The sequence below is a fragment of the Vibrio astriarenae genome, from assembly GCF_010587385.1.
In the GTDB taxonomy this organism is placed as follows: domain Bacteria; phylum Pseudomonadota; class Gammaproteobacteria; order Enterobacterales; family Vibrionaceae; genus Vibrio; species Vibrio astriarenae.
The window spans coordinates 511,286-525,448 of record NZ_CP047475.1 but is presented as its reverse complement, the minus strand read 5'-3'; the positions used below and the strand labels follow the sequence as shown (position 1 = coordinate 525,448).

At 47.3% G+C, this 14,163-nt stretch carries 10 protein-coding genes; 2 read left to right on the top strand and 8 right to left on the bottom strand.

Translation table 11 applies throughout. From position 1 onward, the window contains the following. Positions 1 to 78 precede the first annotated feature (78 nt). Positions 79 to 690: a TIGR04211 family SH3 domain-containing protein gene (locus GT360_RS02650; protein ID WP_164647382.1), complete on the top strand. Its 612-nt coding sequence runs from the start codon at positions 79 to 81 to the stop codon at positions 688 to 690. A 51-nt stretch (positions 691 to 741) separates the two neighbouring features. Here GT360_RS02650 and GT360_RS02645 read toward each other — a convergent pair whose 3' ends face one another. Then, the gene (locus GT360_RS02645; protein ID WP_164647381.1) at positions 742 to 1,575 is read right to left on the bottom strand and encodes a general secretion pathway protein GspB; all 834 of its coding nucleotides are present in this window, start codon (positions 1,573 to 1,575) and stop codon (positions 742 to 744) included. After that, positions 1,576 to 3,186: an ExeA family protein gene (locus tag GT360_RS02640; RefSeq protein ID WP_164647380.1), complete on the bottom strand. Its 1,611-nt coding sequence runs from the start codon at positions 3,184 to 3,186 to the stop codon at positions 1,576 to 1,578. Positions 3,187 to 3,274: 88 nt separating this feature from the next. On the opposite strand from GT360_RS02640, the gene GT360_RS02635 reads away from it, so the two are divergent. Next, the gene (locus GT360_RS02635) at positions 3,275 to 4,498 is read left to right on the top strand and encodes a multifunctional CCA addition/repair protein (RefSeq protein WP_164647379.1); all 1,224 of its coding nucleotides are present in this window, start codon (positions 3,275 to 3,277) and stop codon (positions 4,496 to 4,498) included. A 28-nt stretch (positions 4,499 to 4,526) separates the two neighbouring features. Here GT360_RS02635 and GT360_RS02630 read toward each other — a convergent pair whose 3' ends face one another. The 6 genes from GT360_RS02630 to rlmD form a co-directional block, all read right to left on the bottom strand. Further along, positions 4,527 to 5,900, bottom strand: coding sequence for an L-cystine transporter (locus GT360_RS02630; RefSeq protein ID WP_164647378.1), 1,374 nt, complete (start codon positions 5,898 to 5,900; stop codon positions 4,527 to 4,529). Positions 5,901 to 6,323: 423 nt separating this feature from the next. Continuing rightward, positions 6,324 to 7,625, bottom strand: coding sequence for a phosphopyruvate hydratase (gene eno / locus GT360_RS02625; protein ID WP_164647377.1), 1,302 nt, complete (start codon positions 7,623 to 7,625; stop codon positions 6,324 to 6,326). A gap of 78 nt (positions 7,626 to 7,703) precedes the next feature. After that, entirely contained in the window at positions 7,704 to 9,344 is a 1,641-nt protein-coding gene (locus tag GT360_RS02620) for a CTP synthase (RefSeq protein ID WP_164647376.1), read from the bottom strand. Positions 9,345 to 9,515: 171 nt separating this feature from the next. After that, positions 9,516 to 10,313 (bottom strand): nucleoside triphosphate pyrophosphohydrolase, encoded by a 798-nt coding sequence (gene mazG / locus GT360_RS02615; RefSeq protein ID WP_164647375.1) that lies wholly within the window; start codon positions 10,311 to 10,313, stop codon positions 9,516 to 9,518. Positions 10,314 to 10,395: 82 nt separating this feature from the next. Further along, positions 10,396 to 12,615: a GTP diphosphokinase gene (gene relA / locus GT360_RS02610; protein ID WP_164647374.1), complete on the bottom strand. Its 2,220-nt coding sequence runs from the start codon at positions 12,613 to 12,615 to the stop codon at positions 10,396 to 10,398. 49 nt (positions 12,616 to 12,664) lie between these two features. Then, positions 12,665 to 13,981: a 23S rRNA (uracil(1939)-C(5))-methyltransferase RlmD gene (gene rlmD, locus GT360_RS02605; RefSeq protein ID WP_164647373.1), complete on the bottom strand. Its 1,317-nt coding sequence runs from the start codon at positions 13,979 to 13,981 to the stop codon at positions 12,665 to 12,667. Positions 13,982 to 14,163: the final 182 nt, after the last annotated feature.

Genomic DNA, 14,163 nt, shown 5'->3' with positions numbered 1-14,163 from the left:
CTGTCTTATTTAGACTCGAAACCGCCACCGCAAACTCGTAGCCATTTGACAGACAAACCTCTATTGAAAGGATTACCCGTGAAAAAGCTGATCTATCTGGTTTTGCTAGCTGTAACGTCAATTTCTACAGCTTTCGCTCAAGACCACTACATCGCAGATAAACTGTTTACTTACATGCACTCTGGCCCTGGTACACAGTTCCGAATTATTGGTAGCATCAATGCTGGTGACAAAGTCCAACTCGTCAACACAGACCGTGCAGCGGGCTACAGTGAAGTCGTTGACAGCCGTGGTCGTAAAGGCTGGGTAGAGAGCAAGTTTGTTAGCAAACAGCAAAGCATGGCGGTTCGCCTACCTAAGGTTGAGAAAGAACTAGCGGATGCTAGAAAGGCGCTGGCTAACGCGCAATCTACCGCGGACAGTGAAAAATCAGGCCTGGTTAATTCTCTCGAGACGCGAAATCAACAGCTATCAGAACTTGAAGAAACTAACACTGAACTTAATCATCAGCTCACTACATCTCAAACCGAGATCCGTGAACTTCGAGCGAGACTCGATACGCAGAAAGAAGACTTGCTATTGAAGTACTTTATGTATGGCGGTGGTGTGGCTGGTTTAGGTCTACTATTTGGTCTTATCTTGCCGCATATTATCCCTCGCCGCAAAAAGTCTCCTAACGGCTGGGCGTAATCTCATTTCGTAAAAAATGGTCGCTCAATTGCGACCATTTTTTTACCTCAATTACCCTTTCCAATCATACAGCGCGGGAATACGCAGTCGCTCCCCCTCAAACGCGATAATACAAGCTTGAGGCTCTATCGTTTCAAGCACGGCCCCACTGCCCAACACATCCCCCTGCATATACTCCACATCGTTGATTTTTACCCAACGCTTGTCTTCTGCTCGCGCATAAACATGAGTTTGAAAGTTCATGGCAGGTAGACGGCCCTGATATTGGTTGCTGTTCTGCTCAAACCTAACCACCTCAGATGTCGATGAGCTGATGGGCTGCTTAGACTCTTCTTGATTTGACATTGCAGCTTGCAGTCGCCGGGCAATTTCGGGCGATAGCTGACTGAAATCAAGGTTAGAGAGCGGGTCGTCTTGTTGAGCTTGATTGACGTTTGCTTTAGGCCTTTCTGCCACGATTTCAGGTGTCTTTGTTTCAGGAGCCTTCGTTTCAAGCGTCCTACTTTCGAAAGTCTTAGTCACAGGGTCATTCGATGGCAGAAGGGAGTATGATTCCGTGTTTGCCTGCGCAACCATGTGTTTTTTCGGCACAGCGACCAGAGGCTGTAGCGGGGTCACTTGGGTCAGGGTATAGGAGGCTTCTACACGCTCTACCTGCTGTATCACTTCTGGCTGCCAGTCCGATTGAGATAGATAGTCCTTATAATACTGCGCGCCAAAATAGGCGACGCTGCACAGTGTAGGAACACACAATGCAAACATTGCTGTCGACCATGAGAACGTCGATGTCACTTGAGATGATTGAGCCGAGGCATAAAACTGCGGTTGGGCTTGTGTCTGATGAGCTTGCTCTGATCGTTTCAGAGCACTAAGTACTTGAGACATTTACATCACCTCCGAGGTTGTGATCAGAGCTGGGGCTTGGGTTTGTGTCATTAAGTCTAAACGCGTGAGTGTTTGCTCGCCTGCAATGCCATCAACCGTCATCCCTTGCCAGCGTTGGAACGCCTCCACACGATGCTTGAGGCTCTCATCAAAGACCGATTTGTTCTCTACAGGTTCACCAAACACCAAGGCGAGTTTCCTATTTAGCGTTTCCACCTCTCTCCCTTGCATCCCCATTCGCAGGGTTTGGTCAAATTGATTGATCCAAAGATAACGGTATTCTCCAGTCCAAATTTGCGCGAGCCACTCCAACGGTAAGGTTAACTCGTTATCCCCAACAAGCAGTGAAAAAGAGTCCGGCGTTAAACGGTTAAGTACGGCAAAACGCGACTGACCGTCGAGGCTCAGTGTTAAAGCCACCGGCATGTTGAGATCGATAACCTCTTCCATTGCACCGTGAGTCATTCGGCAGCTCACCGATGAGTCTGTCCCTTCCAAACACAGGGTATCGAACATTGAGGCTCGATACCCCCATGTACGATAGAGATCTCGCAGAGCCCCTTCCGCAGTGAGCCCATGATTGAGCACGCGTTTGGCTTCACTCGCCAATGCAACATGCTCTATCACCTCTACCTGTGCGACTTGCTCTTTTACTGGAATGAATCGATTCAACACAGTGTGAGTCCCCTGCTCTATCTGCGGTAGTGTGGTGTAGGTTACTCCAAGCCCCAGCAGCAATGCAGCAACATACTTCCAGCCATGGCTAGCAGACTCAGGCGTCGTTTCGACATTCGAATGCGGCATTTGATACGCCATCACGAATTCACAAGATTGGGTCACTAACGCGACAGTGAGTGACGGCATGCCTGACTGATGCGCTCGTTTTAGGCTTTCATCACACACGAGATTGATCAGGCGCGGGATCCCCTGCGTGTAACGGGTGATCACCGCGATCATTTTTTTCGAGAACAACTCAACGGAGCCACCTGCGGTAGCAAGACGAAAATGAATATAGGCACCCGTTTCCTTGGTATCTAGTGGCAGCAAGTGATAACGCCCTGTAATACGCTGCGCTAACTGACGCAGTTGTGGCCACTGTAATTTTTGCTGCAGCTCTGGCTGACCGACAAGTAAGACTTTGAGTAATTTTTGGCTCTCAGTTTCCAGGTTGGTAATCAGTCTTAGTTGCTCAAGCACATCGGGGGCAAGATGCTGCGCCTCGTCAATCACCAGAAGCGTCTGAATGCCCTGAGCATGGTTATCCATCAAATAGTGGTGAATCGCCTGTGACAGGTCTTTGAGGGTCGAATTAGCCGTATATTCGATCGCATATTCATCACAGACCGCTTGCAGAAGCTCTATTGATGAGAAGGTAGGGTTGAGAATGAGACCAGCCTTGGTAAATTCATCTAGGTTAGCCAGCATCGATTTGGCAACGGTGGTTTTGCCTGTCCCCACCTCACCGGTCAACATGGCCATTCCACCACCGGACGTAAGGCCAGATTTTAAATATGAAATGGCCTCCTGGTGACGCTGACTAAGATAGAGGTAGCGGGAATTGGGAACAATGGAGAACGGCCACTCCGAAAAGCCAAAATAATCTTTATACATCCCTTCACTCCCTATCATTCGTCAACTAAGAAAAGTACCATTAGTTATCGTCAGCGCCAACGTTGAAGCATCATTATAAGGGGACATTGTGAAAATATATCTTGTTGGTGGAGCAGTTCGTGACCAACTCCTCGACCTTTCTGTCTACGATAAAGACTGGGTGGTGGTCGGCAGTACTCCCGAAGAGATGATGAAACTCGGTTACACTGCGGTAGGAAAAGATTTCCCTGTGTTCTTGCACCCTAAAACGAAACAAGAGCATGCATTGGCGCGCACAGAGCGTAAATCTGGCGTTGGCTATACCGGATTTGAGTGTCATTTTGACCAAACCGTGACCTTAGAAGATGACCTATTACGTCGCGATCTAACCATAAACGCGATGGCGCAAGACGAGTCAGGCACACTTTATGACCCATACAATGGACAGCAAGATATCCAAGACCGTGTGCTGCGCCATGTTTCAGGCGCCTTTGTTGAAGACCCCTTACGTGTTCTGCGAGTCGCAAGATTTGCTGCCAAACTGGCTCATCTTGGCTTTACCGTTGCCGATGAAACAATGGCGTTAATGCAACAGATTAGCGCTTCTGGCGAATTGGAGCACCTAACACCAGAGCGAGTCTGGCAGGAGTGGCACAAGTCACTCACCACCAATAACCCACAAGTCTTTCTTTCTGTGTTGCGTCAATGCAACGCGTTGGAGGTGGTACTTCCAGAGATTGATGCCTTATTTGGCGTCCCACAACCGGAGCAGTGGCACCCAGAGATAGATACCGGTATCCATACATTGATGGTTGCTGAGCAGGCAGCCAAGCTCAGTCAGTCATCGCCTGTTCGCTTTGCTTCACAAGTGCATGATCTCGGTAAAGGAATCACACCACAATCACAGTGGCCTAGCCATAAAATGCACTGCCATACAGGTCTTAAGTTGATTAAGCAATTGTGTGATCGCGTTCGTGTACCCAATGAGTTTCGAGACCTGGCCTTAATGGTGTGTGAACAGCACTCAATCATTCACCGTGCCGCTGAACTCAAGCCCGCCACCATACTCAAGATCCTCAATAAGTTCGATGTTTGGCGCAAACCGGAAAGGCTTGAAGACATTCTGCTGTGCTGCATGGCAGACAGTCGAGGAAGGACAGGATTTGAAGAGATCGAATACCCGCAGAAAACGCTATTTGAGAGCGCTTATCAAGCCGCTTTGGCCGTCGACGTGCAGCAGGTGATTGCCGATGGTTGCAAAGGTGCAGAGATTCGAGATGAGCTGGAGAAAAGACGAACCTTAGCAATACAGAAAGCAAAAGAGCCAGCGTAATACTGGCTCTCTATAAAAGTCGGTTTAATTAAGCTTGCTGTTCCGTGAGCTCTTCTTCCGGCTGTTTATCTTTCATCAAACGGCTAGTAATCGTACCTGCTGTCATTGCACCTGATACATTCAACGCTGTGCGCGCCATATCAATCAAAGGCTCAATCGAGATAAGCAGCGCAGCGATGGTCACTGGTAGCCCCATTGCTGGCAGCACAATCAGCGCAGCAAAGGTTGCTCCGCCACCAACACCAGCAATACCAAATGAGCTAATGGTGATGATAGCCACTAATGACAAAATAAAATTGATGTCCATTGGGTTGATACCCACCGTTGGAGCAACCATCACAGCCAGCATTGCAGGATAGATACCCGCACAACCATTTTGACCAATCGTTGCACCAAATGACGCTGAAAGGTTAGCGATCGCAGGTGGTACTTTTAGCTTGGTAATCTGAGTTTCTACGTTCAGTGGAATCGTGGCTGCTGAGCTGCGTGAAGTAAATGCAAACGTCAGTACAGGCCAGATTTTCTTAAAGTACTCTTTCGGACTAACACCAACCAGTGATACAAGTAATCCGTGAACCACAAACATCAGTGCTATCGCCACGTAAGAAGCCACGATAAAGCCCAATAAATTCAAGATATCCGCGGCACTTGAGGTGGCCACTACGCGCGCCATCAGTGCTGCAATACCATAAGGTGTTAGCGCCATGATCATTTTCACTAAGCGCATCACAACGGATTGAATCGCTTCAACGAAAGTGCGGATTGGCGCCTCAAGCTCTTGCTTCTCTACCATCACCTTGCGAGCAGCAATACCTGAAAGAATACCGAAGATCACCACGGCAATAATCGACGTCGAGCGAGCGCCAGTGAGATCAGCAAATGGGTTGGTTGGGATAAAGCTAATCAACATCTGCGGGATGGTCAGATCGCTCACGCGGTCCATACGACCTTCAAGTGCACTAAGACGTGCCGTTTCGCGAGCCCCCTCCGTTAACCCCTCAGCAGAAAGACCAAAGCCTTGCGTCACGGCAATACCAATAAGCGCCGAGATCATAGTCGTTACCAGCAATATCGAAATGGATAGGCCACTAATTTTGCCTAAAGAAGCCGAATTTTCTAGCTTCACCACCGCGGCAAACATCGATACCAGCACCAATGGCATGATGATCATCTGCAGTAAGCCAACATAACCGCGGCCTACTACGTTTATCCAGTCTAGACTTGCTCCAATAGCGGCATGTCCTTCACCATAAACAAGTTGAAGGATGAGGCCAAAACCACTACCGAAAATTAAACCAATTAACACTTGGCGAGAGAGCGTTGCCCCTTTTCTTTGTTGAATGTTCAAGAAGAAAAGTAGCGCTGCAAATACCACTAAATTTGCTACCACTGCTACAGACATTGTCATTCCTTTTTATTGCTGACGATTAATTTATTTGATTATTAAAATTGAGACAAATAACCCTACAGGTTACGAGGTGGTTCACAAAGAAGGAATGGAGATTAGTTAGAAGGTTTGGTTATAGAAAATTAAAATATCCCCAGATAAACAAAAAACCCGCCGGAGCGAGGGTTTCAAAGCTATATAGCTAAACTAATTCAGTTAAGAATTAAACTTAGCCTTTAACTTCTTTAAGACCGTTGTAAGGAGCGCGCTCACCTAGAGCTTCCTCGATACGGATTAGCTGGTTGCTTTCTTTTAGGTATAGCAGCAACACGGTCAGAACGGCTCATTGTTCTTTCTTTGGCAACCCCTTATAGACAAAAACCCTCGCCGGAGCGAGGGTTTCAAAAAGCTATATAGCTAAACTAATTCAGTTGAGAATTAAGCTTGACCTTTAACTTCTTTAAGACCGTTGTAAGGAGCGCGCTCACCTAGAGCTTCCTCGATACGGATTAGCTGGTTGTACTTAGCAACACGGTCAGAACGGCTCATAGAACCAGTCTTGATTTGACCTGCAGCAGTGCCTACCGCTAGATCAGCGATAGTTGCATCTTCAGTTTCGCCAGAACGGTGAGAGATTACAGCTGTGTAACCTGCGTCTTTAGCCATCTTGATTGCAGCTAGAGTCTCTGTTAGAGAACCGATTTGGTTGAACTTGATAAGGATAGAGTTAGCTACGCCTTTCTCGATACCTTCAGCAAGGATCTTAGTGTTAGTAACGAATAGATCGTCACCTACTAGTTGAAGCTTGTCACCTAGTAGTTCAGTTTGGTGCTTGAAGCCATCCCAGTCAGACTCGTCTAGACCGTCTTCGATAGAAACGATTGGGAATTGGTTAGCTAGCTCAGCTAGGTAGTGGTTGAACTCTTCAGAAGAGAAAGTCTTACCTTCGCCTTTCATGTTGTAGATGCCAGCTTCTTTGTCGAAGAACTCAGATGCTGCACAGTCCATAGCTAGAGTAACGTCTTTACCTAGTTCGTAACCAGCAGCTGCAACAGCTTCTGCGATAACTTCTAGAGCTTCAGCGTTAGACTTAAGGTTAGGAGCGAAACCACCTTCGTCACCAACTGCAGTGCTGTAGCCTTTAGACTTAAGAACTTTAGCTAGGTTGTGGAATACTTCAGCACCGATGCGTAGAGCTTCTTTAAGAGTCTTAGCGCCAACTGGTTGAATCATGAATTCTTGGATATCAACGTTGTTGTCTGCGTGCTCACCACCGTTGATGATGTTCATCATTGGTAGAGGCATAGAGAATACACCTGCAGTGCCGTTTAGCTCAGCGATGTGTTCGAATAGAGGCATGCCTTTAGCTGCAGCAGCTGCTTTCGCATTTGCTAGAGATACAGCTAGGATTGCGTTAGCACCGAACTTAGATTTGTTCTCTGTGCCGTCTAGGTCGATCATAACTTGGTCGATGTCAGCTTGAGCTTTCGCGTCTTTACCAACTAGTGCTTCAGCGATTGCGCCGTTTACAGCTTCAACTGCTTTAAGAACACCTTTACCTAGGAAACGTGCTTTGTCACCGTCACGTAGCTCAAGAGCTTCGCGAGAACCAGTAGATGCGCCAGATGGAGCTGCCGCCATACCTACGAAACCGCCTTCTAGGTGTACTTCAGCTTCTACAGTTGGGTTACCACGTGAGTCGATGATTTCACGACCTAGAACTTTAACGATCTTAGACATTAATGTTTCCTCTCGTTTTAAATTAAATGTCAAATTAAAAGGCAACAGCAAATCCCGCTGTTGCCTGTGTCCTTTTAACTACTTCTCAAATTCACCGCGCTGGTTTTGACCAGCAGCTTTTACGAAGCCTGCGAATAGTGGGTGACCATCGCGAGGCGTCGAGGTAAATTCTGGATGGAACTGAGCAGCCACAAACCATGGGTGTTCTGGGTTCTCAATCATTTCCACCAGTTTCTTGTCTGCAGACAGACCCGAAACTTTAAGACCTGCTTTCTCAATTTGAGGACGAAGTAGATTGTTTACTTCGTAGCGGTGACGGTGACGCTCATGAATCGTTGCGCTACCGTATAGCTCACGAGCTTTTGTCCCTTTCTCTAGGTGACATAGCTGTGAACCAAGGCGCATTGTACCACCAAGGTCAGAAGTTTCTGTACGCTCTTCTACCTTGCCTTCGCCATCAACCCACTCAGTGATCAAGCCTACCACAGGGTACTTGGTCTCTTTATTAAATTCTGTTGAATGAGCACCTTCAAGACCCGCAACGTTACGTGCGTATTCGATCAGTGCTACTTGCATACCTAGACAGATACCTAGGTATGGTACTTTGTTTTCACGTGCGAATTTCGCCGCAAGGATCTTCCCTTCAACACCGCGGTCACCGAAGCCACCTGGTACTAGGATTGCGTCTAGGCCTGCTAGCGCTTCATCACCTTTGCTCTCAACGTCTTGTGAATCAACGTACTTGATGTTCACGTTCAAGCGGTTCTTAAGACCCGCGTGTTTAAGCGCTTCGTTCACTGATTTGTATGCATCTGGTAGTTCAATGTACTTACCAACCATACCGATAGTGACTTCACCTGTAGGGTTTGCTTCTTCGTAGATAACTTGTTCCCACTCAGAAAGATCCGCTTCAGGAGCATTGATGCCGAAACGAGTACATACTAGGTCATCGAGGCCTTGAGATTTGATAAGTTGAGGGATCTTGTAGATTGAATCTACATCCTTCATTGAGATTACCGCTTTCTCAGAAACATTACAGAACAGAGCGATCTTCTTACGCTCGTTTGCAGGAATCATACGATCAGAGCGGCAAACTAGAATATCTGGTTGGATACCGATAGACAGTAGCTCTTTTACAGAGTGCTGTGTCGGTTTCGTTTTCACTTCACCCGCTGCTGCTAGGTAAGGAACCAATGTAAGGTGCATAAACATTGCACGCTCACGGCCTAGCTCTACAGCAAGCTGACGAATCGCTTCCATAAATGGTAGTGACTCGATATCGCCCACAGTACCACCAACTTCAACGATAGCAACGTCGTGGCCTTCTGAGCCAGCGATTACGCGATCTTTAATTGAGTTAGTGATGTGAGGGATTACCTGAATGGTTGCACCTAGGTAATCACCGCGACGTTCTTTCGCTAGAACGTCAGAGTAAACACGACCTGCTGTGAAGTTGTTACGCTTAGTCATCTTGGTGCGAATGAATCGCTCGTAGTGACCAAGGTCAAGGTCAGTTTCAGCGCCATCTTCCGTAACGAACACTTCACCATGTTGAGTTGGGCTCATTGTGCCTGGGTCAACGTTGATGTAAGGGTCAAGCTTCATCATAGTCACTTTAAGACCACGAGCTTCTAGAATAGCTGCAAGCGATGCTGCTGCAATACCTTTACCTAGAGAGGATACAACCCCGCCAGTAACAAAAATGTAATTTGTCGTCATGTTTAACCTGAAGTTGGTTGAATGAGGGAAATGGAATTCATCTGGACGGGACGAAAATATACCAGAAGACCCTAACCGCCACAACGTGAAATCTATCACACTGCAATTTTAAATTTTTTGCTTCAAATCAAACTCGAGTATCGAGCTTGAAGAACCATGCTTAAACCGATACTAATCTCGACGTTGATTCTTCACAGCAACCCAAAACAATTCCAGTTCATCCAAACTATATTCATTCAGCGCCTTACCGCGTTTTAGGGCCATCTGTTCTACACCCTGAAAGCGCTGGATGAACTTACGATTGGCCTTACCCAGCGCGACTTCAGGATTGGTATCCAAATGTCTCGCCAGATTAACCACAGCAAACAATAAATCACCGAGTTCAAGCTCAATTTTGTCAGGCTCAGGAGTCACTTGCAGTGCTTCTTCCATTACCTCATGAATCTCTTCTTGCACCTTATCCACCACCGGCCCAATGGAGTCCCAATCAAAACCGACTTTGGCGCACTTCTTTTGAATCTTTGTAGCACGAGAAAGTGCAGGTAGAGAAGCTGGTATTGAGTCTAGAATACTTTGCTCCGATTTGCCTACTTGCGCTTTTTCTTTTGCTTTCTCCGCTTCCCAATTGGCGTTAATCTCTTCATCCGAAACAAACTTAGCATCAGAAAAAACATGCGGATGACGTCGAGTCAGTTTTTCATTGACACTCTCTACCACCTCTGAAAAATCAAACAAGCCCTGCTCTTTCGCCATTTGGCTATAGAAAATCACTTGGAAAAGTAAGTCTCCCAACTCTTCTTTTAGATTCGGCCAGTCTTGATTGTGAATCGCATCCACCACCTCATACGTCTCCTCTATCGTATGCGGCACTATCGTGTCAAAAGTCTGCTTGAGATCCCATGGGCAGCCTTGCTCTGGGTCGCGCAGCGTTGCCATGATCTGTTGTAGTTGTTCTATTGGGTGGCTCATTGAACGGTTCCTTAAAATAAAGAGGTGAGCAGCAACGCTACTCACCTCTGTGTTATTGTACTTTCATGTTTCGTAAGATTACCTAGCCGAGGCGCTTCACAGACATGACATCTTTGATCTGCTCTACGCGCTTGGTGACACGAGACAGAACTTCAACGTTGGTCACCTCGAGATCAAAGTCCATGATCGACATTTGACTGCGGTAATCCACGCGGCTCTTCATGCTATTTATCTTGATTTTCTCATTGGCAAACAGTGAGGTAATGTCTTTTAGTAGGCCACCACGTTCCATGGCCTCAACACGCACCGTCAACACATACGACCCGACAAAACCACTGCCCCAAACGGTATCAATGATACGTTCTGGCGCATGGTGGCTCAGCTCTTCTAACTGCTCACAGTCACTGCGGTGAACCGAAATACCTCGCCCCTGGGTGATGTAGCCTTTAATAGCGTCGCCCGGTATTGGCTGACAGCAGCGCGCAAGGTGTGTCATCAGGTTATCCACCCCTTCCACTACCACGGCGTCTTTCTTCGGTTGGCTTTGGCTCGGTGCTCGATTCTCTGCTTCTTGCAGCTTTTCAAGCGCCTGCTTGTCCTCTTCTTCTGCTGTCGGCTTATTCACCAGTGCGTTGATGTGATTGATGATTTGGTTGATACGTAGGTCACCACTACCCACACCAACATAAAGCTCATCTGCAGAATTCACGTTAAAGCGCTTCAAGGCGTAGCGTTCAGCATCCTTTAATGTCGCACCAATTTTAACCAGTTCTGACTCTAAGATTTCACGCCCAGCTTCAAGGTTTTTCTCTCGGCTCTGCTTACGGAACCATGCGTTGATCTTGGCACGAGCGCGACCAGAGGTGACAAAACCCATTGAGGGGTTCAACCAATCTCGAGAAGGGTTAGGCTCTTTCGCAGTAATAATCTCAACCTGATCACCCATCGCCAACTTATGGGTAAATGGCACAATGCGTCCAGCCACTTTCGCCCCAATACAGCGGTGCCCTACTTCAGAGTGAATGTGGTAGGCAAAATCAAGTGGTGTCGCCCCCATTGGCAAGTCGACAACATCACCACGCGGCGTAAAGGCATAGACGCGATCATCGAATACTTGACTGCGAAGCTCATCCAGCATCTCACCCGAGTCTGACATCTCTTCTTGCCAATCAAGCAGCTTACGTAGCCAAGTGATCTTCTCATCGTAGCCACTGCGCCCACTGCCACCTTCTTTATATTTCCAGTGCGCAGCCACACCCAGCTCAGACTCTTCGTGCATCTGCTTGGTACGAATCTGAATCTCGATGGTTTTGCCTTCAGGGCCAAGGACTACTGTATGGATGGACTGATAGCCATTGGGTTTAGGGTTCGCAACGTAATCATCAAACTCACTAGGTAGGTGTTTGTATTTGGTGTGAACGACACCCAGTGCGGCATAACAATCTTGCAGTTTATCAGCAATAATCCGCACCGCGCGTACATCAAACAGCTCGTCAAATGCCAAGCTCTTCTTCTGCATCTTGCGCCAAATACTATAGATGTGCTTTGGTCGACCGCTGACTTCCGCCTGAATACTCGATGCCTCCATTTCTGAAGTTAGGTCATCGACAAAATCTTTGATGTATTGCTCACGTACAATACGACGCTCAGAAAGCTGTTTAGCGATCTGTTTGTAGGTATCTGGTTGCTGATAACGAAAAGCGTAGTCCTCGATCTCCCATTTCAACTGACCAATACCCAAACGGTTAGCCAGAGGGGCATAAATGTTGGCACACTCTTTTGCCGCTGCTCGACGCACATCGTCAGGCGCTTTCTTCACTTCAATCAGGTTAGTAATGCGCTCTGCAAGCTTGATAACTACCGCGCGGAAGTCATCCACCATCGCCAGTAGCATGCGGCGTACATTGTCCACCTGAGAAGAGGCGGCGCTGCCTTCTAGGGTGATATTAAGTTGCCCAAGGGCGGCCATTTCATCCACGCCCTCGATCATCTTTACGATCTCTTTGCCGTATTTCTCTTGCAGCTGCTCTTGGTCAAAAAGACCACTAGAGACGACGGGGAAAAGCTGAGCCGCAATTAAGGTGGCTTTATCCATAGATAAAGTGACCAAGATTTCATTCATCTCGCGCCCACGCCACAGCAACAATTGGCCGTGTTCATGGCCAGCCACCAGCTCTTCACAGAGTTGGTAGGTACTCTTTAATGCATTCGCGATTTGGGGGGATTGATTTAAGCTTGCGATCCAATCATCAAGCTTAAACTCCGTATCTTGGTTTAAATGCGCACTTCGTACCGCAACCATTTCAAATTCCTATTTTGTTACTACGCGAGTTCAATTCGCTGTTATTTTTTTATCGCTCAAACAATGCCATCGATTCTAGGTGACTAGTGTGAGGGAACATGTCCAACATTCCCAATCGAGTCATTGTAAAGCCCTGAGCCAACAAGCTCTGACTGTCTCTGGCAAGAGTAGCAGGATTGCATGAAACATACACCACTCGCTGCGCGCCAAGCTTGGCAATGTGATCTACGATACCCATCGCGCCTGCCCTTGCTGGATCCAGCAGCACTTTATCAAACTGTTTTTCCGCCCAAGCTTTATCAGAAACATCCCTTTCAAGGTTAGCCTGATAAAACTCGACATTATCTAGACGGTTAAGTTCGGCATTCGCCTTGGCTTTATCCACCATCGATTGCACACCTTCAACGCCAACGACGCTATCGGCTTGCTTAGCAATCGGTAAGCTAAAATTGCCCAAGCCACAGAAGAGGTCAAGAACTCGGTCAGTGCTTTTTAAGTCGAGCCAATCTAAGGCTTGACCAACCATCTTCTCGTTGACCTTCTTATTGACCTGAATAAAGTTCACAGGTTCAAAAGGAATTTTAGCGCCCGCTTCTTGGTAGTAACCCGACTCGCCAATGGCTCGCTCGAGAGGTTCATCGCCTTGGTGTAAATAGAGGGTGACATCGAGTGATTCACACACCTCTGTTAGTTGATCTCTGTCTTCTTGCGCCAGCGCCTTTATGGTGCGAACGAGTACGATATTGGTGTTGTCGCCTTGCACCAACTCGACATGCCCCAAACGATCTGGGTTCTTAAATGAGGTTAAGCACGACTGAATCTGTGGAAGCAGGTGATTAAGCTCCCTGGCAAGAATGGGGCACGCATCAATATCGACAATTTGCTTGCTTTGTTTTTTACGAAAACCAAAATTGAGCTGCTGACGTTTTTTATCCCAAAAAACACTAAATCGTACGCGGCGGCGATAGTCAGGCGTATCATCAACAATCACATCAGATAGCACCAACTCTTGTTTGGCGATCTTCTTGAACAGCCCGATCAACGCTTGCGCTTTGTATTCGCGTTGGTCTGCACTCGCCAGATGCTGCATGTTACAGCCACCACATTGCGCGTAATGGGGGCAAAACGGCTCAATACGCTTTTCACTTGGTTTAAGCACCTTGATGAGTTTTGCCTTAGCAAATTTACTCTTCTCTTCCACGAGTTGAATGAGCACTTGCTCTTGCGGCAACGCCCCTTCAATAAACACAGGTTTACGATTGTGGAAAGCGATACCTGTCCCATGATGGTCAATCTTGTCGACATTCACTTCGAAATGCTTGGTGTTGAGAGGAGTCTTTTTCTTTGCTTGGAAAATACGCGCCATGTGTGTTGCCTGAATGTAAGGATGCGTTTGGTGTCATACACGTAGGTGCAAATCGATCCGCTCTACGCATATCTGTGATATAACTGCTGTATGGCATGTAAATGTTTCAATGGAGGTTTTCCCTCTTTCAACATCAACACGCCATACTATTGTCCCACATCCAACCGGTGAAGTTTAGAGAA